Origin of the sequence: Bacillus sp. JJ634, assembly GCF_036962285.1 — a bacterium.
GTDB lineage: Bacteria > Bacillota > Bacilli > Bacillales > DSM-1321 > Peribacillus > Peribacillus asahii_A.
Genome location: NZ_JBALMU010000148.1, coordinates 977 through 22237 on the forward strand (window position 1 = coordinate 977; position 21261 = coordinate 22237).

At 36.3% G+C, this 21261-nt stretch carries 19 protein-coding genes, 5 pseudogenes and 2 riboswitches; of the genes and pseudogenes, 18 read left to right on the top strand and 6 right to left on the bottom strand.

Features of this window, described 5'->3' with window-relative positions:
- Positions 1-164: 164 nt before the first annotated feature.
- The gene (locus V7068_RS19325) at positions 165-620 is read right to left on the bottom strand and encodes a hypothetical protein (protein WP_499714138.1); all 456 of its coding nucleotides are present in this window, start codon (positions 618-620) and stop codon (positions 165-167) included.
- A 27-nt stretch (positions 621-647) separates the two neighbouring features.
- The gene (locus V7068_RS19330; RefSeq protein WP_499714139.1) at positions 648-1652 is read right to left on the bottom strand and encodes a DUF3231 family protein; all 1005 of its coding nucleotides are present in this window, start codon (positions 1650-1652) and stop codon (positions 648-650) included.
- 1328 nt (positions 1653-2980) lie between these two features.
- Here V7068_RS19330 and V7068_RS19335 point away from each other — a divergent pair.
- From V7068_RS19335 to V7068_RS19360, 6 genes are all read left to right on the top strand, one after another.
- Entirely contained in the window at positions 2981-3145 is a 165-nt protein-coding gene (locus tag V7068_RS19335; protein ID WP_499714140.1) for a competence type IV pilus major pilin ComGC, read from the top strand.
- Positions 3132-3566 carry a competence type IV pilus minor pilin ComGD gene (comGD, locus tag V7068_RS19340; protein WP_499714141.1) on the top strand — a complete coding sequence of 145 codons (435 nt, stop codon included), beginning with the start codon at positions 3132-3134 and terminating at the stop codon, positions 3564-3566. The genes V7068_RS19335 and comGD overlap by 14 nt, the downstream gene beginning before the upstream one ends.
- Complete coding sequence (locus tag V7068_RS19345; protein WP_499714142.1) at positions 3553-3891, top strand: hypothetical protein; 339 nt, start codon at positions 3553-3555, stop codon at positions 3889-3891. The genes comGD and V7068_RS19345 overlap by 14 nt, the downstream gene beginning before the upstream one ends.
- Positions 3875-4321 (top strand): competence type IV pilus minor pilin ComGF, encoded by a 447-nt coding sequence (gene comGF, locus V7068_RS19350; RefSeq protein WP_499714143.1) that lies wholly within the window; start codon positions 3875-3877, stop codon positions 4319-4321. Before V7068_RS19345 ends, comGF begins: the two co-directional genes overlap by 17 nt.
- Positions 4311-4691: a competence type IV pilus minor pilin ComGG gene (gene comGG / locus V7068_RS19355; RefSeq protein ID WP_499714144.1), complete on the top strand. Its 381-nt coding sequence runs from the start codon at positions 4311-4313 to the stop codon at positions 4689-4691. Before comGF ends, comGG begins: the two co-directional genes overlap by 11 nt.
- 229 nt (positions 4692-4920) lie before the next feature.
- A complete protein-coding gene (locus V7068_RS19360) occupies positions 4921-5118 on the top strand; it encodes a YqzE family protein (protein ID WP_119115514.1) in 198 nt (65 codons plus the stop codon).
- 79 nt (positions 5119-5197) lie between these two features.
- On the opposite strand, the gene V7068_RS19365 is transcribed toward V7068_RS19360, so the two are convergent.
- Both V7068_RS19365 and V7068_RS19370 read right to left on the bottom strand, forming a co-directional pair.
- Positions 5198-5992 carry a YqhG family protein gene (locus V7068_RS19365; RefSeq protein WP_499714145.1) on the bottom strand — a complete coding sequence of 265 codons (795 nt, stop codon included), beginning with the start codon at positions 5990-5992 and terminating at the stop codon, positions 5198-5200.
- Positions 5970-7658, bottom strand: a complete 1689-nt coding sequence (locus V7068_RS19370) for a DEAD/DEAH box helicase (protein ID WP_499714146.1) — start codon at positions 7656-7658, stop codon at positions 5970-5972. The genes V7068_RS19365 and V7068_RS19370 overlap by 23 nt, the downstream gene beginning before the upstream one ends.
- Positions 7659-7853: 195 nt before the next feature.
- A riboswitch (glycine riboswitch) is annotated at positions 7854-7942 on the top strand.
- A gap of 3 nt (positions 7943-7945) precedes the next feature.
- A riboswitch (glycine riboswitch) is annotated at positions 7946-8023 on the top strand.
- An 89-nt stretch (positions 8024-8112) separates the two neighbouring features.
- Between V7068_RS19370 and gcvT the strand changes: the two genes are divergently transcribed.
- Genes gcvT through gcvPB form a run of 3 tightly spaced genes read left to right on the top strand, consistent with a single transcriptional unit; the run spans position 8113 to position 12033 of the window.
- The gene (gene gcvT, locus V7068_RS19375) at positions 8113-9219 is read left to right on the top strand and encodes a glycine cleavage system aminomethyltransferase GcvT (RefSeq protein WP_499714147.1); all 1107 of its coding nucleotides are present in this window, start codon (positions 8113-8115) and stop codon (positions 9217-9219) included.
- A gap of 17 nt (positions 9220-9236) precedes the next feature.
- Complete coding sequence (gcvPA, locus tag V7068_RS19380; RefSeq protein WP_499714148.1) at positions 9237-10583, top strand: aminomethyl-transferring glycine dehydrogenase subunit GcvPA; 1347 nt, start codon at positions 9237-9239, stop codon at positions 10581-10583.
- A complete protein-coding gene (gcvPB, locus tag V7068_RS19385; RefSeq protein WP_499714149.1) occupies positions 10576-12033 on the top strand; it encodes an aminomethyl-transferring glycine dehydrogenase subunit GcvPB in 1458 nt (485 codons plus the stop codon). The genes gcvPA and gcvPB overlap by 8 nt, the downstream gene beginning before the upstream one ends.
- Positions 12034-12102: 69 nt before the next feature.
- On the opposite strand, the gene V7068_RS19390 is transcribed toward gcvPB, so the two are convergent.
- Positions 12103-12486: a rhodanese-like domain-containing protein gene (locus V7068_RS19390; protein ID WP_252286711.1), complete on the bottom strand. Its 384-nt coding sequence runs from the start codon at positions 12484-12486 to the stop codon at positions 12103-12105.
- A gap of 504 nt (positions 12487-12990) precedes the next feature.
- Between V7068_RS19390 and V7068_RS19395 the strand changes: the two are divergent.
- The 7 genes and pseudogenes from V7068_RS19395 to V7068_RS19425 form a co-directional block, all read left to right on the top strand.
- Positions 12991-14430, top strand: a pseudogene (locus V7068_RS19395) (vitamin B12-dependent ribonucleotide reductase); the annotation flags it as partial.
- 106 nt (positions 14431-14536) lie between these two features.
- A complete protein-coding gene (locus V7068_RS19400; protein WP_499714150.1) occupies positions 14537-14998 on the top strand; it encodes an HNH endonuclease in 462 nt (153 codons plus the stop codon).
- Between the two features lie 215 nt (positions 14999-15213).
- A pseudogene (locus V7068_RS19405) lies at positions 15214-16341 on the top strand (ribonucleotide reductase barrel domain-containing protein); the annotation flags it as partial.
- Positions 16342-16846: 505 nt separating this feature from the next.
- A complete protein-coding gene (locus V7068_RS19410; RefSeq protein ID WP_375351181.1) occupies positions 16847-17221 on the top strand; it encodes a DUF2750 domain-containing protein in 375 nt (124 codons plus the stop codon).
- Between the two features lie 125 nt (positions 17222-17346).
- Positions 17347-17856: a hypothetical protein gene (locus tag V7068_RS19415; RefSeq protein ID WP_499714151.1), complete on the top strand. Its 510-nt coding sequence runs from the start codon at positions 17347-17349 to the stop codon at positions 17854-17856.
- 359 nt (positions 17857-18215) lie between these two features.
- Positions 18216-18818: pseudogene (locus V7068_RS19420) on the top strand (DUF421 domain-containing protein).
- A 46-nt stretch (positions 18819-18864) separates the two neighbouring features.
- A complete protein-coding gene (locus V7068_RS19425; protein WP_499714152.1) occupies positions 18865-19560 on the top strand; it encodes a DUF421 domain-containing protein in 696 nt (231 codons plus the stop codon).
- A 139-nt stretch (positions 19561-19699) separates the two neighbouring features.
- Here V7068_RS19425 and V7068_RS19430 read toward each other — a convergent pair.
- A pseudogene (locus tag V7068_RS19430) lies at positions 19700-20528 on the bottom strand (tyrosine-type recombinase/integrase).
- Positions 20529-20727: 199 nt separating this feature from the next.
- Between V7068_RS19430 and V7068_RS19435 the strand changes: the two are divergent.
- Together V7068_RS19435 and V7068_RS19440 are read left to right on the top strand one after the other, a co-directional pair.
- Positions 20728-20856 carry a hypothetical protein gene (locus tag V7068_RS19435; RefSeq protein WP_499714153.1) on the top strand — a complete coding sequence of 43 codons (129 nt, stop codon included), beginning with the start codon at positions 20728-20730 and terminating at the stop codon, positions 20854-20856.
- Positions 20857-21057: 201 nt separating this feature from the next.
- Positions 21058-21261 (top strand): annotated as a pseudogene (locus tag V7068_RS19440) (hypothetical protein); the annotation flags it as partial.

A 21261-nucleotide genomic window follows, 5' to 3' on the forward strand; every position in this document is an offset into this window, starting at 1 on the left:
TATGAGTTAATATTTTTCTTGCACTAACAAGTGCAAGAGTTGAGTATTGAGGGTTGTTTAGGCAATCCTTTTTCTTATTGTGCTAACGTGGCAGTTTAGTTTAATAAACCACGCTTATTCAACGTAAAAAACCATCCACTTTTGATAGCAAATAGAGGAGGGCTTTAATAAATGTTATTTATGATTTTTCTAATCAAACTTCCGATTATTACTCCAGGAAAAACGAACAATATTGGGAGCCAGACAGGACCGAATAACACTCCAAATATTGTTAAGTTTGAGGAAAAAATCAATCCAATGGTTACAAAAAACGCACTGAATACATACGGAAGAAAAGAACAAGCATCTTTCCCTCCGCCTGCATCTTTTACCGCATCCCACATCGCAAAAAAATATAAACAAGGGTAAAACATCAGCCACTGATAATCCACATATTTTATTGCATCACTAATTTCTCCATGAAAACTTAGGAGTATAACCTGATTCAAATTGGCTTGTACATTTATCAGAAATTCAAGAATCAATAAAACTGTGCCTTTAAAATATTTTCCGTTTAAATACTGACCAAATCCTGGAAGTGCAATACTCCACATTAATTTTTCAAATGCATTCTTATTCATTTATATATACCCTAACAATTATTTCTATTACTTTTCTTTTGCAATTTCTTTTCTATTAGGAGCAAGAGGTGGTTGCTCTAACCAATTATTTTGCGCCATAATATTAAACCACTTTTTAGTAACCATAAGATTTTGTAGAATGGTGCTTTCGTAAGTGGTTACAAGGTCTGTTCGCATGGCTGATGCTAGACCTGCCCCATGATAAGCCTGTGCAATTTGGAACAAAAAACCAGTATGATACATGATTAACTTATCGGAAAAAGGAGTATCTGTTGAAGTTGTAACTTCAGTCTCCCACGACTTAGGAACTGGTAAATTATCCGTTTGCATAATTTTCGAAAAAGCTTTTATTTGTTTATCAGCCGCTTTTTCGGCATCCTCTAAAAATTTTCTTACTTCTTTTGTTTGTGTGATTTGACTGAATGCGATTGAAAGAGTTTTTGCCATAATACTTTTTTTTAGGTTAAAAGAAATACTTACGATTTCTGTCGATGCTAACATCCTACCCTTTCCGAAAAATCCATCTATGAAATCTTGGCTAGAAACATATTCAGGGTTTTTAGCCGGATAAAATAAAGGGTCTCTCTGAAAACTTCCTTTCTCAAGCAATAAATCAATTGTTTGGTGATACATCCTTTTCCCATCATTATCACAGGAGTCGAAAAAATACCGTAAGTCCTCTCTTACAGAAACGCCCAATGAAGTGGAGTGTCCTAGCAAACCATGTAATGTCATGATATGTAAATAATTCAGACAAAATATATCCGTGAACAATCTCGGTTTCCCTTTAAAGAGGTCAGATTCAGTAAATCCAATTGGAACTGGAAACCCCTCATTTTTTATAAAGGTAACGATTTGTTGTTTTTGCTTTTCGAATGTCTTGATAGCATCCTCAAAAATAGCTTTAATTTGCTCATCCTCAATAATAGAAACCATATATCTATTTACAATATCAACGGCTGTTCCATTTATATACTCTCCCCACAAACTTCCTATTTCGGAAGATGTGAGTTTTAATTTTTCTTTTTCCATCTTGTCACCTCTCGGATATTATTCAACAATTTATCCAGGGATATGAGTTTTTTATTGAACTTTGAAAGAGGAAAAAGATCCCTAGAAAGGATTAAATCACTAAAAAAGGCAAGCAAAAACTATGCTCACCTTTTTCTTACAACAATGCGAATTAGACGACAACAATTATGAAATACTCAATGCTTAGTTAAAGACGGCATTCTTAACAAAGATGTTAATTTAGCATTTAAATTACTAATTAAGAACGCTAATCTAGTAGCCATTATAATTATGGTTGAGAATAAGCTAAAGAGAATATTCAAAGTATATCCCTCCACATTGAAGTATAGTGTTAATTGATAACACTATGGTTATTGTTAATCCCTGAAACAAATTTATTCAGTTGAATACCAAATGTACTATAAGAAAAGTTACTTGTTCAACTAACGGAGTGCGATTATTCAATATGAGTAGTCTTCACTTATTGTACTAACGGAGCAGTTTACTTCAAGAAGAAGTAAGGCTTTTCTTGTTCCACTAACGATGCATTTTGTTGAAGAATACCTATACATACAAATATGATTTATTGGATATTTTAACAAAGAAAGGGGAGTTAGGGTTTGAGAAAGGGACGATTAAGCTATGACAGTAAACATTCAAAGATTAGTTAATGTTGCTATGGTTTTACTATCATGGTTAACACTACCCCTATTAGGGTTACGCAACATAAAAAAATTTCTTCCCGCATCCATCCTTATTTTTCTAGTAGAATTTCTTCATGCACGAATTGGAAAAAAACAAAGGTGGTGGGTTTTCTATAATAAACCTAAATCCTTCCGTTTTGGGGAGTTACCCTTCGAAATTGGTCCGTTTTTACCAATGTCCATGTGGTTTCTGAAGTGGACTTACGGAAATTTTAAATGGTTTATTTTACTTAACGGAATTACACATGCTATTTTTGCATATCCATTCACATATTTAGCAAGGAAATTTAGGTATTATACATTGGTTCGATTTAACAACTTTCAATTTTTCCTTTATTTCTTTTATAAGGCATTTTTACTGTATGGATTTCAATATCTTTTTGAAAAAATTATTCACCGAAAGGTAAAAGAAAATGCTTAAACTCTTTCACTATTGTAAATAAGACTTCGCCTTTTCCTAGTTACACTTAAGAAGTGATTGTGAAGAATTGTACTTAAACTAACGGAGTGCTTTAGTTGAAGAAGACCATCGAAATGATGGTCTATTTTTTATGTCTTAAATATCAACATTATTATTGTTTAACAGAGCCTATTTTACAAGCATTAAAAACATTAGTTCGCTTGTTAAAGTAAGCATTTGTGAAAATGGTACAGTCTCAAGTACAAGCTTATGAAATTGATCATAATAAATGGCCAGCTGATGTAGCGGAACTGAAAACGGAAGGTTATTTAATACAGACTACATGTCCAAATGGAGGAGCAGTTAGCATTGATAGCGATGGAAAGGTAACAGCTGATGCTAAAGAATAATAGTGGAGGGTATACGTTAACTGAGATTTTGATGGTTTTGTCCATTTTTCTTTTAATTGTTTCATTAAGCATCAATCTATATCCGCCATATATAGAAAGGATGGAAATAAAACAGTTTGTCAAGCAATTTGGAGACGATCTTTTTTACGCTCAGCAATATGCTATAAGCCATGAGCAGCAGACGACTGTTTATATGTATAGTGATAATTATAAAGTGTCTTCGTCATCAGGCGATTATACGCTGCAAAGAACACTTCCTGCCCATATTACATTTAAGAATCGGACATTAGGAGAAAGAATTACCTTTAATAGTGTCGGTACAGCCATCACATCAGGAATTATGCATGTTCAATCGAAGCACGAGACATATAAATTGACAGTGTATATTGGTAAAGGGAGATTTAAATTTGAAAAAGTGTGACGGGTATATTTATTTAGATATGCTAGCAGCGTTATCCATGTGTTTATTTATTGTATTTGCGTTATTTCCTATATTCGATCAATTAAAGCTTAATAAGAAAAACATGTTGTTAAGGACAGAAGCGCATTATCTATTATATGAAAAGTTAACTGCATTTGCTGATGGAGAGATTGAGGCTGTGTCCACAGAAATCAAGCGCCAAAATCATCTGTTTACTTTGAACTGGGGAGTACCAAACGGCTTTCCCGAAATGGTGGAAGGGTGCATCCAGTATCAAAACGCCTTTGGTAAGAGAGAAGAGGTGTGTGATGCTACAAAAAAGTAATGGATTTACGATGGTTGAAATGCTTATGTCACTCGTCGTATTCATGATGATTTCTCTTTTTGTTTTACAAATCTTTTTAGTTATGTATCCCAATGGTATAACGAACAAGCAGCTCTACCATAAGGAATGGGAAGTTTTTTCGATACAGTTGCAAAAAGAATTGCGGGAATCGAAGAATCAAACAGTAAAGAATAATAAACTGTATTTGCTCACGAATGGAAGTGTAGCTTCGGTTGAATTGTATCAAAATATCGTACGGCGACAAGTAGAGGGTTTAGGACATGAAATTTTATTGCAAAATGTCGCTGACTTTCAAGTAAACCAGAAGGGAAACCAAATTAGTGTACAAGTTACAGATTATAGTGGAAAGCAATATAGTCGCACATTTCATCCATATTTTAAGAAAGAGTTTAACGCAAATGAAGAATGAAAAAGGTTTTGCGTCGCCAATTGTACTTGTTGTTTCGACCTCTTTCATTTTGTTGGCAGGGTACATGATGGAGCAATTTGTTCTGGATAAACGGTTTTATAAAGAAGTGGAAGAAACCCTAATGTCTGATCATTTATTGCGCTTAGCTGTTCGTGATTTGGAAAGGGAATGGGGCGAATTAGAAGAAGTCATAATTGAGTCGGGGACCCTTCTGTATCCAAATGGTGATGTGTATTATGAAGTGGTAAATCAAAATGAGGAAGTTGCTTCAGTTTATTTATACGGATCTACAGTCAATAACAGGAAGGGAGTGGTATTAATTTATTATGATAAGAATGTAGGAAAGGTAACAGAATGGGTGGAAAAATAGTTAATAGGTATTTTAAGGGATGAATACAATATATTTAACAGGGTTTATGGGGATGGGAAAATAAGGGGCGGTAAACAGTTTGCTAAACAAAGGTAAGTATACGGGCCAAGAAGCTGGAAATCGATTGCTAACATAACGAAGCAGATTGGAGCAAGGATACAGTAGGACGTCTGTTAAATGTCGTATAAAGCCAAGAAGAAATGGGTATGCTTATGAGCAGGTGATGCTTATGTCAACAAATGCTTATATTAAATACTTGACACAACAATTGGTTCAATATTTTAATTTAACAAAAACAGAACGTAAGGAAAATCGTCAACAAAGGAAGGGAGAGCGTACTTCTTCTGTCTCTACTTGGTTTGGCATTGTTCCATTTGCGTTATCGATGTTTTTTAAGAAAATGAAAAAAGGAAAACAGATGTCCTAATTGGGCATCTGTTTTCTTCCGTTATAGATCAATAAATATTCAAGGCAGAGAGGAAGTTGCTTTTCTAGGAAGGCTCAACTTATGATGTTTTATAATCAGATAAATAAAATAACCCTCCATTCACGATTGAAATGTGTATTTTCGGTTCGTATTGAGCTTTTAACGCTTCTTTTTCTGTATAGTAGCTTTCGCTTTTTTCTTCACTTTCGTTGTAAAAATGTTCCAATAAACGGAGGTCATTATTCCAACGCTGCACCGCTTGCTCTGCCCAAGTATGATCATCCTGCTCAAAGTTTTGGCGAATATAACGATCCAATCTGGTTAATCCGCTTTTAGGAATAATGAGCGGAGAGAGTGTGAAAGAATAATCAGGAATTTTAGGTGTTAATTTAATAGAAAAAATGTGATTATGAAATTCATTTACGATTTCCCCGGTAATAAGATTAAGCCCGACGGATTGGAAAATATCCTTTTTGCGATCACATTGATAAGAGACTTTTACATTCAGATTTAACCAAGGAAATAGAGAAACTTGCTGGCCGTTTGTTTGCTTATCTTCATATAAGCGAATGTAGCTAGCTAGTTTTTTGGTTGATTCAATAATTTGATGAAGACGTGGTGAACCAAAATAAATATGTTCTCCTTTTATATTTTCTGGTACGTTTTGGCTGTCTGTTATAAATGTTAATTGTGAAGGATTAGGGATGCCGCCTGTTTTTTCAAGGTAGTGCCAATAAAAAGGGCGGTTCATTAACTCTTTATCCATTTCAATTGTTAATTGAACGGTTAAATAAGTATTATGATTTTCAAGTATTTCACAATGATTCGCTTCAAAGTATGTGAGTAAAAATTTATGAATGTCCTGCTGCTGCATGAACGTCACCATCTTTCATTTGTTGAGCAAATTGAATGAGGGAAGATAAATTGTCCATTTTAATTTTCATTTCTCCTTCTGATTTGGACTCACCAACGACATCAATTAAATACTCTTCGATATTGTGAATATCTAGTTTTGTTAAAATATCATCTAGTTCACCAATTACTTTTTCGAATAAATGAATTTTTTCATATAAGAGTTTGAGGATATGTTCCTCCACAGTATTTCGGGTTGCAAAATTATAAATCATAACATCCTTTTCTTGTCCAAGTCGATGGATACGTCCGATCCGCTGCTCTAATCTCATTGGATTCCACGGCAAGTCAAAATTAATTAAATGATTACAAAACTGAAGGTTGATGCCTTCTCCTCCAGCCTCTGTTGCGATTAAGACTTGCGTTTGTTTTTGAAACAGCTCACGCATCCAATCCTTTTTACCGCGTTTAAAGCCGCCGCGAAATGGCACAGAAGAAATACCATTTTGTTGCAAATACCATTGTAAGTAGAGCTGTGTGGCACGATATTCCGTAAAAATAATGACTTTATCATCGATTTTTTTAATTAACTCCAGCGCTTTTTCAGCTTTGGAATTCTGTTCTGTCTCGTTCACTTTTTGTAAGATGTTGTCAATCATCGTTGTAAAGGCTGCGGATGGATTTTCATACTTCGCTTTCATATTTTTTAATGTATAATATACAGCTTCGCGACTACTGCATGCTTCTCTTTGGAGTGTGAGCGTTGAAAAAGAGGAATGTCCCACTCCATCTAACTGGACTTTAAACTGCGAAACTGCATCATATAGAGCTTGTTCTGTTTTAGAAAAATCAATAATAATCGTTTCAACTTGGCGTTTCGTCCATTCGATTTTCGTGTCTGCCCGGCGGTTGCGAATCATCACCGTGTTGACGAGTTCTTTTAGATGCTGATCTTCTTGGATAGTACGTCCTTTTCCTTTATATTTTTCGGCAAATAATTTGGCATTTCCTAAATGTCCCGGTTTTAATAGAGAAACGAGATGAAAGATTTCTTCCACCTTATTTTGAATAGGTGTTGCTGTTAGTAATAAGCAAAACTTCTTTTTGAGATTTTGGACAAACTCGTAATTTTTTGTTTTATTATTTTTAAGTTTATGTGCTTCATCAATAATGACAAAATCATAATCTTGATTCAAAATCATCTCACTATGCGGCTTCCTTTTAGCGGTATCAATCGAGGACACCACTACATCGCAAGAGTCCCATACATAGCTTTTTCTTTGTGTAACCGCTGGTATATGAAACTTTGTATTTAATTCAAACGCCCATTGAGTGACGAGGGAAGCGGGTACAAGAATTAATACTTTTTTGACAAGGCCGCGAATCATATATTCTTTTAAAATTAAACCGGCTTCAATCGTTTTTCCAAGTCCTACTTCATCTGCTAAAATGGCTTTTCCATTCATTTCTTCCACTACTTGTCTAGCTGCTTCAAGCTGATGAGGCAACGGCTTTAAATAAGGCAAATATTTAGGTGCCTGTAACCCTTCAAAATTAGAAATAACAAGGTCTTTAGTGACTTCTATTGCTAATTTATACAGCTCCCAGTTTGCCCAGGGCCCATCCTCATTAATTTTCGTTAAAAAATTATCACTCCATTCTAAATCAGAGGTAATTTCAATTTTCACACGCTCCAACCCCTTTCGAATTGTCCTAAACACGAATGTTTTATTGTGAAATACTCGGAAATGATCAGTTTTTAGAATTTATTTTATAAAAAATGATTGCAGTTATATCCCGCTTAAGGTAGGATGAGAGTATCTTAAAGAAAAGCATAATTTGTTTTTCATAGTATGAGCAGTACGTGACAATTTTATAAGCGAATGAAGGCAAGGGGAGAGACTACGTCATGTAGCGCCGAAGGAGCAAACGAAGCTGTGAATCTCTCAGGCAAAAGAACTCTTGCTGGACGCAACTCTGGAGAGTGTCACGATAGGTGACCACCAAAGGGGAAAGCCTTGTATAAGGTAAACTTTCAGGTTTCAGGACAGAGAAAAGCTATGATAGGCTTTCTCTGTCCTTTTTTATGCCTTTTTTGAGGAATGTCTTCGCGTTAATAAGTTTATTGAAGGAGGGAATTCATTGACGAATTTAAAAAGAACACCATTATTTGAAGTATATCGTGAGAGTGGTGCCAAGACGATTGATTTTGGGGGCTGGGAACTGCCTGTACAATTCTCAGGAATTAAAGAGGAGCATGAAGCAGTTCGCACAAAAGTGGGGTTGTTTGATGTTTCGCATATGGGTGAGTTTGAAGTTAAAGGAAATCAAAGTCTTGCTTTCTTACAAAAAATGCTTACGAATGATTTATCCAAGCTGCAAGCAGGTGGAGCACTTTATACAGCGATGTGCTATGAAAATGGCGGCACAGTAGATGATTTAATTGTTTATAAAAGAGCAGAACAGGACTATTTGCTTTGTGTGAATGCTGCAAATATCGATAAAGATTTTGAATGGTTACAATCGCACCTTATTGAAGATGTAGAGCTTGTTAATGTTTCTAGTGAATATGCACAACTTGCTTTGCAAGGGCCTCTTGCAGAAACGGTACTTCAAAAGTTGACAAAAGATTCAGACTTGAGTGAAATTGGCTTTTTCAAATTCAAGGATGGTGTGAATATTAATGGTGTTCAAGCACTAGTTTCCCGTACTGGTTATACAGGGGAGGATGGGTTTGAAATCTATTGCCGTTCTGAAGAGGGGCCGCAACTATGGCGCCAATTGTTAGAGGCTGGTCAAGAAGAAGGGATTTTACCAATCGGATTAGGTGCGCGCGACACACTTCGATTTGAAGCGAAATTGCCATTGTATGGTCAAGAACTTTCCGCTGATATTACACCGATTGAAGCCGGCATTGGATTTGCGGTTAAAACGGAAAAGAGCACAGACTTTTTAGGGAAAGAAGTACTTGCCTCACAAAAAGAAAATGGTGCTCCACGCAAGCTAGTTGGGTTAGAAATGATTGATCGCGGTATTCCGCGTCATGGCTATAAAGTCTACAGCGGCGAGAAGTTAATTGGAGAAGTTACGACGGGAACGCAATCACCAACTTTGAAGAAAAATGTTGGGTTGGCACTGCTCGAGCAAGCATTCACTACTCTAGGCACTGAAGTCGAAGTAGAGATTCGTTCGAAACGCTTAAAAGCTGTTACAACGGCAACACCATTTTATAAACGACCACGAAACTAGAGGGGAAGGTTATTTAAATGAAACATCGCTATTTACCGATGACAGAACAAGATCAAAAAGAAATGCTATCAGCAATCGGGGTTTCTAAAGTTGATGAACTTTTTAGTGATATTCCGGAAAGCGTTCGTTTTCAAGGCGAATATAACATTAAACAAGCAAAATCAGAATCTGCTTTATTAAAGGAATTAACGAAACTAGCAGGTCGAAATGCAGATTTAAAAAGCTATAGTTCGTTTCTAGGAGCGGGTGTGTATGATCATTATGCCCCAATTATTGTCGATCACGTGATTGCTCGTTCAGAATTTTATACAGCATATACTCCATATCAGCCTGAAATTTCACAAGGAGAGCTGCAAGCAATCTTTGAATTTCAAACGATGATTAGTGAGTTAACAGGTATGGATGTAGCCAATTCTTCGATGTATGATGGCGGGACAGCTTTGGCTGAAGCAGCGATGTTAAGCGCAGGTCAAACACGTCGTAAAAAAATCCTCCTTTCAACAACTGTTCATCCAGAAGCAAGAGATGTGGTAAAAACATATGCAAAAGGACAACATGTTGAAGTAATCGAAATTCCTTACAAAGACGGTGTAACAGATGTAGCGGCGCTTAAGGAATTGATAACTGATGAAGTTGCTGGTGTGATTGTTCAATATCCAAACTTTTTCGGTCGAATTGAACCATTAAAAGAAATAGAAGAAATCGTTCATAGTGTAAAATCGCTGTTCATTGTATCAAGCAATCCGCTTGCGTTAGGGGCGTTAACTCCTCCAGGTCAATTAGGGGCTGATATTGTGACAGGAGATGCGCAGCCATTTGGTATTCCATCTTCGTTCGGTGGACCTCATTGCGGGTATTTTGCTGTTACAAATAAGCTTGTTCGTAAAGTGCCAGGTCGACTTGTCGGTCAAACGGTTGATGAGAATGGTAAGCGCGGATTTGTATTAACACTTCAAGCGCGTGAACAGCATATTCGTCGTGATAAAGCAACGTCTAATATTTGTTCTAACCAAGCCTTAAATGCATTGGCAGCGTCTGTTGCCATGACTGCTCTCGGCAAAAAAGGTGTAAAAGAAATGGCCGTTCAAAATATTCAAAAAGCTCATTATGCGAAACAAGTACTAAAGCAACAAGGGCTTGAAGTGGTCTTTGATGGTCCTTCATTTAATGAGTTTGTGGTGAAGCTGCCTGCTTCTTATCAAGAAACGAACAATCGATTGTTTGAAAAGGGAATGATCGGCGGTTATGACTTAGGAAGCAGCTATCCAGAATTACAGAATCATATGCTTGTTGCTGTAACAGAGCTTAGAACGAAAGAAGAAATTGATGCATTTGCTAATGAATTGGGGGATCATCATGAATAATCAAGACCAATCGTTAATTTTTGAAATCAGTACACCAGGTCGTATTGGTTATAGTTTACCAGAGATGGATGTAACAGAAGTTTCATTAGATGATATTTTACCTGCGGAATATATTCGGACTGAAGAAGCGGAATTGCCTGAAGTATCAGAACTTGATATTATGCGTCATTATACGGCTCTTTCTAAGCGAAATCATGGTGTAGATTCAGGGTTTTATCCACTAGGTTCTTGTACGATGAAATATAATCCAAAAATTAATGAAAATGTTGCTCGTTTAAATGGATTTGCTCATATTCATCCGTACCAAGAAGCGAAAACGGTTCAAGGGGCTCTAGAGTTGATGTATGACTTGCAAGAGCATTTAATTGAAATTACTGGAATGGATCAAGTCACGTTACAGCCAGCAGCTGGAGCGCATGGTGAATGGACGGGATTAATGATGATTCGTGCTTACCATGAAGCAAATGGAGATACAGGTCGTACAAAAGTTATCGTACCAGACTCAGCTCATGGTACAAACCCAGCTTCTGCAACGGTTGCAGGTCTTGAAACGGTTACGGTGAAATCCGATGAAAACGGCTTAGTTGATTTAGAAGATTTAAAGCGTGTAGTAGGTGCTGATACAGCTGCATTAATGCTGACGAATCCGAATACACTTGGATTATTTGAGGAAAGCATTTTAGACATTGCGAAAATTGTGCATGATGCTGGTGGTAAATTGTATTATGATGGAGCGAACTTAAATGCTGTGTTATCGAAAGCTCGTCCAGGAGACATGGGCTTCGATGTGGTTCATTTAAATCTTCATAAAACATTTACAGGTCCGCATGGAGGCGGTGGCCCTGGCTCAGGTCCAGTTGGTGTAAAAGAGGATTTAATTCCGTTTTTACCTAAGCCGATTGTTACAAAACAAGGGGATCAATATGTATTAGATTATGACCGACCACAATCTATCGGTCGTGTAAAACCGTACTATGGAAACTTCGGTATTAATGTCCGTGCGTATACGTATATCCGCTCAATGGGGCCAGATGGTCTTAAAGCGGTTACGGAAAATGCCGTTATTAATGCGAATTATATGATGCGTCGCCTAGCTCCTTTCTATGACCTTCCTTACGATCGTCATTGTAAGCATGAGTTCGTGCTCAGCGGTCGTCGTCAAAAGAAACTAGGTGTACGTACGCTGGATATCGCGAAAAGGCTGCTTGATTTCGGCTACCATCCGCCAACTATTTACTTCCCATTAAATGTGGAAGAAGGAATGATGATCGAGCCAACAGAAACGGAATCAAAGGAAACGCTGGATGCTTTTATTGATGCGATGATTCAAATTGCGAAAGAAGCAGAGGAATCACCAGAAATCGTGCAAGAAGCACCGCACACAACGGTAGTTAAACGTTTAGATGAAACACTTGCTGCTCGAAAACCTGTGTTACGTTATCAAAAATAATCATGAAAAAATCCCTGCTTTTATATAAAGTAGGGATTCTTTTTATGCATTTTATGCAGAATAAGTTTCTTAGCTTTTCTTTTTAATTTTACCGGTCCACATTCTGAACCCGCCTTTTAAATGAAACAGTTCTTTATACCCTTTTTTCTTTAGTAAAAGAGCTGCTCGACCGCTTACAATTTCGCTTTGTGCATATAAATATACAGGCTTGTCCGGTCTAATTTCTACAAGGCGCGTTTTTAGTTGAGTTAGCGGGATATTTCTTGCTCCTAAAATATGACCATTTTCAAAGTCATTTGGCTCGCGTACATCAATTAGCTGTACTTTACGATATCCTGCAATAAATTCTTCTTGTGTAAGAGCTGTAACAGCCCGTTTTTGGCGAAACCATGTAATTAGGGAATAAGCAACAACAATTACAATGAAGATGAGCAGTGAATATAAAAAATCCAAACGTAAAACTCCTTTCTACCTAAGCAACATACAGACATCTCTTATTATATAGTTGCACCAGTTAATAATCAAAATAAATTTTAACAAAGAACAAAGGCGTCTTGCATACAAAAAGATTAAGAAATCAAGAGAAAAAAATATTTTTATTTTTTTAGTGGAACGAACAGGAGTTTCTACTTTCCTTGAGAGACCTAGGTTGGAAATACATAATGAAATTGCAAGTTTGAAATTTATCGAAATATCTCCAAAAATAATTAAAAATCAATCCTATTCTCCTTTTTTCTACACAAATTAAGCCTTTTGACGTTTGACAAAAATAAAAAAATCAGAAGGGGACACAACATATAGTATAGAAAATAATTAAGTGTATACTATATGTTGATTAAAAAGAATGCGTATGATAGATTTATATTACTGCTTAATGAAACGGCGATGTATGGGCTACATACACATTTCTACAGCAAGAAGAGGTTTAAGAATTTGTAATAATAAGGAGAGGACAATATGTCGGTTGTTTTAAATTCCACTTCAAAGGTTAATGTCGAAAGGTTGAATAAGGATATTTCTTTATTTGCTCCCGTTCACCCGATTACACCTGATATGAAGATGACACATAAAGGGGTTTCACGCCTTGTGATGATTGATCGCTACTCATTTAAGGACACAGAGAAAGTGACATTAACTGAGGGCGATTTCGTTGTGTTAACGATTAAAGAAGATCCTAAATTCCCTGCACGAGGCTTAGGATTTATCGTAAGCATTGACTGGGAGGCGAAAAAGGCCCGAGTGTTAGTGGAAGAAGAATTCCGCGGTGTGTTAGATAAACCAGAGGAAGTGGAAACAGGCATCGTTAACCGACCGTTAGATGTCATTGAGAAACCACTTGAAATTTTCTATGAGCAAATTGCGAAGCGTAATGCTACAGGCTTAGCTTCTGTTGAAGAAACAGAGGAAAAGAGACAAGAGTGGTTTGAGAAATTTTATCGTGAATTGAAAGAGTTAAATTTTGTTCCTGCAGGACGTGTATTATATGGAGCGGGAGCGGATACAGATGTCACATACTTTAACTGTTACGTAATGCCATTTGTACCGGATTCTCGTGAAGGAATTTCTGAGCATCGTAAGCAAGTGATGGAAATCATGAGCCGCGGCGGCGGTGTTGGAACAAATGGTTCTACACTTCGTCCACGAAATACGCTTGCAAAAGGTGTAAACGGGAAATCATCAGGTTCTGTATCATGGTTAGATGACATTGCGAAGTTGACGCATCTTGTGGAGCAAGGCGGTAGTCGCCGTGGTGCACAGATGATCATGCTTTCGGACTGGCATCCAGATATCATTGAATTCATTATTTCAAAAATGCAAAACCCACGCATTCTTCGTTATTTGGTGGAAAACACAAAGGACGAAACAATTAAAAAATATGCGTTAGATAAATTGAAATTTACACCGCTAACAGAACAAGAAGAAGCGATGTACCAAGGAATTGTGAATTATAAACAAATTCCTGGCTTAGGCGGTTTTAACGAGAAAATCATTAAAGAAGCAGAAACGAAATTGCGCACAGGCGGCAATTACAGCGTTCATAATTCTGAATTCTTAACAGGGGCTAATATTTCCGTTTGTTTAACGAAGGAATTTATGGAAGCTGTTGAAAACGATGATTTCTACGATCTTCGCTTCCCAGATGTGGAAAGCTACGATGCGGATGAAATGGCTCACTACAACGCAGAATGGCATAATGTCGGCGATGTACGCGAGTGGCAAAAGTTAGGCCATAAAGTGCGTGTATATCGTAAAATTCGCGCTAAAGAGCTTTGGAACTTAATTAATATCTGCGCAACATATTCAGCAGAACCAGGGATTTTCTTTATTGATAATGCGAATGAAATGACGAATGCTAAAGCGTATGGACAGCAAGTTGTTGCTACGAACCCGTGTGGTGGACTTCGCCTCACGTTAAAAATTGCGGGATAAAGCGGGAAGGCTGAGATATGGTAATTAACGAATTCCTAGTAAAATTATGCTAAAATTTTACTGGGTGATAAAAATGAAAAAGCAATGTAAAAAGTGCAATCAAGTAAAAGATTTGAGTTGTTTCGGAAAGAGAACAGATAGCAAAGACGGCTACAGACATGATTGTAAAGAGTGTATATCTCAAAGAGTGAAGGTTTGGGGGAAAAATAACTTTTGGAGGAATCGAGCAAAATCATTCAATAACGGATCTAGCAGAAGAAATGGAAAAGCTGGAGATGTTATAAGAAACTCTGAACCTATATCGGAGGTTGATTTAGAACGACTCTATGAGAAGACTCCTTATTGCAACTACTGTAGAATTCCGCTTGAAAAAGAGGAAATTATCTTTGAACATAAAACACCTCTTAGTAGAGACGGTGAGCACTGTATACAGAATGTTTGTATAAGCTGTCATGATTGTAATCAACTCAAAGGCACAAGAACTGAAGAAGAATTTCTAAAGTTTATATATATTTACATTGCAAGATTTCGTTAATTATCTGCTAATCCGAACCGAAGGCTGAAGGTAAAGCTTTAGTCAGGGGCAACGCATACCCGGTGATCCTACAAAAGTAGACTATAACCCGGGCACGAGACCGCAACATTACACACTGAATAAAACTTAAAGTGTGTAATGAAAATGTATGCTGAACTTACAGAAATTCAACTGTAAGAACTAGGGGATAAAAAGCCTTTAGGATAACAAAATTGGAACAACCACTAGCGCCATTCTCCGTTTGTAACTTAGCAGCGGTTAACCTTGCTGAAATGGCAGATAAAGATACAAAAACAGTGAATTTTGAAAAGCTGAAACGTACGGTTGAAGTCGGCGTTAGAATGCAAGATAACGTTATTAATGCTACACCTTATTTCCTTGATGAAAATAAAAAGCAAGCACTTGGTGAAAGACGTGTTGGCTTAGGTGTTATGGGACTTCATGACTTACTTATTTATTGTGAAACAGAGTACGGTTCTGAAGAAGGTAATGTATTAGTTGATAAAGTGTTTGAAACAATTGCAACGACTGCTTACCGTGCTTCTGTAGAGCTTGCTAAAGAAAAAGGAAGCTTCCCATTCCTTGTTGGTGAAACAGAAGAGGAAACGATGGAATTACGTAAGCGATTCACTCAAACAGGATTCATGAAGAAGATGCCAGAAGATATTCGCGAAAGCATTATTGAATCAGGTATTCGTAATTCGCATCTATTGACAGTTGCTCCTACGGGTAGTACAGGAACAATGGTCGGAGTATCAACAGGTCTTGAACCATACTTCTCATTTACTTATTTCCGAAGCGGACGTTTAGGGAAGTTTATTGAAGTAAAAGCGGATATCGTTCAAGAATATTTAGATCGTCATCCAGAAGCGGATGCAAACGAGCTTCCAAAATGGTTTATTTCAGCGATGGAACTAACGCCGGAAGCACATGCTGATGTTCAATGTATTATTCAACGCTGGATTGACAGCTCAATTAGTAAAACGGTGAATGCGCCAAAAGGTTATACAGTGGATCAAGTACAAAAAGTATATGAGCGCTTATACAAAGGCGGTGCAAAAGGCGGTACAGTATATGTAGATGGTAGCCGTGATAGCCAAGTATTAACGCTGAAAGCTGAAGAAAATCAGCTGGATGAAGAAGAAGTTCAAACAGAGGAAAAACCTGCAGATAAGAAAAAAGTTGTATTAGTTGATACGATTAACGAACTTCGCTCAACGAATGTAACAATTGGTTCTGAGGTTGGCAATACTTGTCCTGTTTGTCGAAAAGGAGAAGTAAAAGATATTGGCGGCTGCAATACATGTACAAACTGTGGCGCACAATTAAAGTGTGGACTATAAGAATATGATTGGTAAAAAAGTTGTAGATTTGAAATAAAGTCGCAACGTTTAAAAAAAGATGCGATGTTCTACCCCTTTAGATAACAAAATCTGAAGGGGTTTTTATTTTTTATGAAAAATATCTCAATGTTAAGGATAAGTGTGGCTTTGAAATAAAGTTGCGAAGAAATACCTCTTTGGATAGTATTTCTAAAGGGGTGTTTTTTAAATGTCTAAAAGAACCAGAACATGTAAAATCGATAATTGGCTCAGATTATAAACCGTGGTTGAATATTTAAGATGTCTCTTCGTTGGGTCGCTTTACTCAGCCCTAATTGTATTTATCCGTGTTCCGCAATCGGGCCATATTGTGGAGGATCTTCCCCAAAGATAATTGGAGATTTAGTTAAAATAGATGGAGATTGTGAAGGAATGTACTCAAACTATATGGCAGTTTAGTTGAACAAGAACTGGTGATAAAATAGCAGAAAATGATATTTTAATAATCGGAAAAGGAATAATGCTAATGAATAAAAAAGAGTTGGAAGCAGTAATGAAACAACCACCAAATATTAGATACGAGTATTTCATAAAAAAGGTTGTAGATTTTGAAGAAGTTTGGGGCTTGTACAATGATGGTTGGGCAACAGGACAGGATGAGGAAGGTAATACAATTATTCCATTCTTTCCTAAAGAGGAATTTGCAGAAGCCTGTGCTAAAAATGAATGGTCAGAATGTAAAGCTAAACCGATTGACTTGAATGATTTTGTTGATAAATGGCTTACTGGAATGAAAAATGATGGCATAAAACCATCTATTTTTCCAACTGATGATGATACAGCAGTGGTTAAAATAGATGTAATCTTAAAAGATTTAGAAGTTGAACTTGAAAATTATTAAACTAATGGGTGCGATGCTTCAATAAGGGGTATCGCTTTTCTTATTGTGCTAACGATGCAGAATAGTTCAATTGCAATAGTGTTAGTACAGGTTTTACAGGATATTATATTAGAAGGTGATGATAAATGATTATGATTGATACACCAACTGATTATGAAGATAACAACCTCGAATTTGCTTTCTGCAAATGTATTCCAGAACCATTGTATATGTACGCAGTTAATGGTGAATACAAAGAAACCTTATTTGAATTTTGGAAAGGTTATAATGTTTTTCCAATAAGAGTAATCCAAACAAAAGTAATAGAAATTAATGATTTAGATGATGATGAGAAAAGAGAAAATTATAGAATTGATGTTATAAATTCAAGTGAAGAATTAAATAGCCTATTAAATGAAGTGGGCTGGAAGCTATTTGAAGGCAATCTTTATATTACTAATTCATTTAAGGAAATTAAATATGTAATGGTAGAAGAGGAATTTATAATGGGGAAAGAATTTATTTTAAGACCAGTATTCGAATTAGGTGAAAATGAAACTTTGACAGAAGTTTTTTATGATGGTCTTATGTTTACTTTAGGAACCAATGATAAATCTTTATTTTCAAAGGATAAAGTTAGAGAGGTTTTTATGTAAAAGTCTGTTCTTCAACTACCATGAAAATAAACTTCTCTTATTACAAAAAAAGACAATACCAAAGAAGGCCCTTCTAATTCGTAAAAAAAAGAGAGCTGCAATTCATTGATCTATAGATTGGTTGACTGGATTAAGAACCATTATAGACATCTTAGTATTTTTTCATTCTCTGTGGTGAAGCGATGATTTTTTCGCTTCATGGATGGCTAACGGGTGCTTGAGTGAAAGATTCTTTCCGGCAATGATCGCTACGGCGGTCATTTTTTATTGTTGAACTAACCAATCCTTAGTTGAATAAAAACATAAAATTATGCCAAGTGAGGAAACATAAATGTAATTGTTTTTAGAAGGTTGATTCGATGGATTTTTCCTTTATTCGGAAATCACTTTTATTAATCCTAGCTGGTATTTTCTTGTTAAGAATATCTGGAGGAAAATCTACTTCCCAAATGACCCTTGCTTAAACAGTTGTTATGATTTCTATAGGCACCATTATCGTTCAACCGATTGTAGAAAAAAGTATCATGAGGGCTATTATAGGTGCAGCTATCTTTGTAGTTTCGATCGTGATTCTGGAATATTTATAACTAAAATTTAATTTTATGGAAAAATTTATTACAGGAAAATCTAAAATCGTTATTGAGAATAGAACATTGAATATACAGAACTTAAAAAAGTTACGATTAACCGTTGACCAATTAGAAATGAGGATGCGAAATCAAGGAATAACCAAATTGGATGATGTGAAATTTGCTACAATTGAACCCAATGGATTACTGGGATATGAATTAAATGAAGATGCGAAACCTTTAATTGTCGGCGAATTCAAGAAACTTTTAGCTTTGAATTCTCCTTTACTTCAAAATGTTGACCAACAGCAACACTCACCTTCAGAGAAGGGAGATATTTTCGAGGAGATACATCATGAAACTCCACAAAACCATCCAGACTATTTAAATTAAACTGTTTTAAGCAAGAGGTGAAGAGATTCATTTTATAAAAGACACGATGATTGTATATGGCAGGATCGTAACCATACTCCCACTTTTATTATTTTTTACCCTTTATATGGGAAAAAGATCGATAGGGGAATTACCTGTTTTTGATTTTTTAATCATTATTACTCTTGGAGCTGTTGTAGGGGCAGATATTGCGGACCCAGCCATTGAACATATTCATACCGCTACAGCAATTGTTGGTTTAGCCCTCCTTCAAAAACTAATATCCACTATTATCCTTAAATCAAGAAGAATTGGAAAAGCCCTCACCTTCGAGCCAACCATTGTTATTATGGATGGTGTTTTAATGGTTAAGAATTTGCGGAAAATCCGATATTCATTAGATAATATCTTACAGATGCTGAGAGAAAAAGATGTTTTTGATATTTCAGTAGTCAAGTTAGGGATTATAGAAGCAAATGGTAAGATTTCAGTATATAAAAAACCAAATAAATCACAAGTGTTACGTGAAGATGTGGGGATAGAAAATACTACGGATACAGTGCCATACCCAGTTATCATTGAAGGGAAAATTGACCACGATACCCTAACCGAACTAGGTACGAACGAATCTTGGCTAATGGAGCAGCTCAAAAAGAAAGGTATTAAAAAACTAGACGAAGTTTTTTTTGCATCACTAACCCCAGATTTAAAGTTACATCTTTCCCCTATAAATACTGACACACCCAAACATATAAAACATTAAAGGATTTGTGTAAAACATAAATTGACAACTGTCAGGTAAATAAAGGTTAATAGGTAATCAAGAATGTGAAGGATTGTACTTAAACTAAAGGGTAGCAAAAGTGCAATAAAGCAACGCAATCGCGTTGCTTATTTTAATGTTAAAAATACTTCCTATATAATTCCTGTCTGATGCTTCCGCTGAGTTGGGCGTAAATCCGGTTGGTTTCACTTTTTTCATGACCTAATAAGTTTTGAATTACATCCAGAGGAGCTCCATTATTCATTAGATGGGTGGCATAGCTGTGCCTAAGTTGGTGTGGATGAATGTCTTTGCTAATGCTGGCGCGATTGGAAATGCGTTTAATAATGTAACGCATCTGGGCAATGCTCATTCGATGAGGATCGCGTTCCGTGATGATCCCGGTCTAAACGATTACCCAGATATCGTTTTAACCAAATTTCACTGCGGATATTAAAATAGACTTCACGTTCCTTATCACCTTTACCTCTTATAACAGCGGAACGGTTCGACCAATTAATTCTGTTTCTATCTAAGGAAACAATTTCTCCTATTCGGCATCCGGTGGAGAACATGAATTCAAACAAAGCTTTTTCCATAGGGCTGTAGCAGGATTCACGCAAATGTTCAATTTCTATTTCGTTCAAAAACTTAGGGATTCGTTTTCCGGATTTGGGCTCTTTTATTTTAGCAGCAGGGTTTTTCGAAATATGTCCTTCTTCGTGTGACCATCGAAAAAATGATTTGATAAACCGAATGCAATGAGCCAAACTGGCAGGTTTGAGGCTTTCGCTTGATTTTGCCAAATAAGTCTTTAACTCGTTGGTCGTAATCGAATCAAGTTGTACATCCTTATAAAATCGTAAAAGTAAGGTGGATTTCAGTTTATATGCTTTTAATGTCTGTGGAGAAAAGCCTTCAATTCTTTTATCAGCTTCATACATTTCCCATGCTCTAGATAATAACAATTTCATCTCTCCCAATAATTATCTTTTTACAGGAATTATTGACCAGATTGACGAAATTGAAACGGCAGTTCTTATTAAGCTAAAGAAGCAGTTTCCCAAAAGAATGTCTGCCAATACGGCAGACATTTTCTTCCTTGTCTGAGGACGGCGGCTACTAGCATACTAATGATATATCATAATCATCAGCAAGGGGGAAATCATGAGCAAAACAGGGGAATTAAAAAAGGAATTGCAGGTCTTGACCAGTCGGCGTGATCGGATGCAACAGAACCTTTATGAAGTAGAAAAACGCATTAACGAAATTGTTAATGAATTGAAAAAAAATTAAAAGAATGAAAGCGCCCCCGATGGTGTTTTTGACTTATTTATTTGTAAAGGTAAATTTTTTAACTGGGTTGCTACGGCAGCCTTTTTTTCTTTAACTAACTGGCAGCATTAGTTGAAATACATTCCTTCACAAAGTTAGAATGAATAATGAATTCATGCAAATTAACAAACTAAGACCAAATAATTCGAACATGAGGTGAGTATGATGAATCGGGTCGGAAAATATGCCATTCAAAAAGATATGGACGAAACGGAATTGTTGAAAATGGTACTTGAACTTCCGGAAAAAGATAAAATGTTAATGTGGTCAGAGGGGTATATCGACCTTGTTATTGATAAATTGCCGGAGTATGGTAAGGATATTTTGGTGATTCGCAAAGATAAATGGGAAGATACGAAAGCCTAT

Coding starts and splice junctions, on each gene's coding strand:
- V7068_RS19325 (WP_499714138.1), bottom strand. CDS start 620: ATGAATAAGAATGCATTTGAAAAATTAATGTGGAGTATTGCACTTCCA.
- V7068_RS19330 (WP_499714139.1), bottom strand. CDS start 1,652: ATGGAAAAAGAAAAATTAAAACTCACATCTTCCGAAATAGGAAGTTTG.
- V7068_RS19335 (WP_499714140.1), top strand. CDS start 2,981: ATGGTACAGTCTCAAGTACAAGCTTATGAAATTGATCATAATAAATGG.
- comGD (WP_499714141.1), top strand. CDS start 3,132: ATGCTAAAGAATAATAGTGGAGGGTATACGTTAACTGAGATTTTGATG.
- comGF (WP_499714143.1), top strand. CDS start 3,875: ATGCTACAAAAAAGTAATGGATTTACGATGGTTGAAATGCTTATGTCA.
- comGG (WP_499714144.1), top strand. CDS start 4,311: ATGAAGAATGAAAAAGGTTTTGCGTCGCCAATTGTACTTGTTGTTTCG.
- V7068_RS19360 (WP_119115514.1), top strand. CDS start 4,921: ATGTCAACAAATGCTTATATTAAATACTTGACACAACAATTGGTTCAA.
- V7068_RS19365 (WP_499714145.1), bottom strand. CDS start 5,992: ATGCAGCAGCAGGACATTCATAAATTTTTACTCACATACTTTGAAGCG.
- gcvPA (WP_499714148.1), top strand. CDS start 9,237: ATGAAACATCGCTATTTACCGATGACAGAACAAGATCAAAAAGAAATG.
- gcvPB (WP_499714149.1), top strand. CDS start 10,576: ATGAATAATCAAGACCAATCGTTAATTTTTGAAATCAGTACACCAGGT.
- V7068_RS19400 (WP_499714150.1), top strand. CDS start 14,537: ATGAAAAAGCAATGTAAAAAGTGCAATCAAGTAAAAGATTTGAGTTGT.
- V7068_RS19410 (WP_375351181.1), top strand. CDS start 16,847: ATGAATAAAAAAGAGTTGGAAGCAGTAATGAAACAACCACCAAATATT.
- V7068_RS19415 (WP_499714151.1), top strand. CDS start 17,347: ATGATTATGATTGATACACCAACTGATTATGAAGATAACAACCTCGAA.
- V7068_RS19425 (WP_499714152.1), top strand. CDS start 18,865: ATGATTGTATATGGCAGGATCGTAACCATACTCCCACTTTTATTATTT.
- V7068_RS19435 (WP_499714153.1), top strand. CDS start 20,728: ATGAGCAAAACAGGGGAATTAAAAAAGGAATTGCAGGTCTTGACCAGT.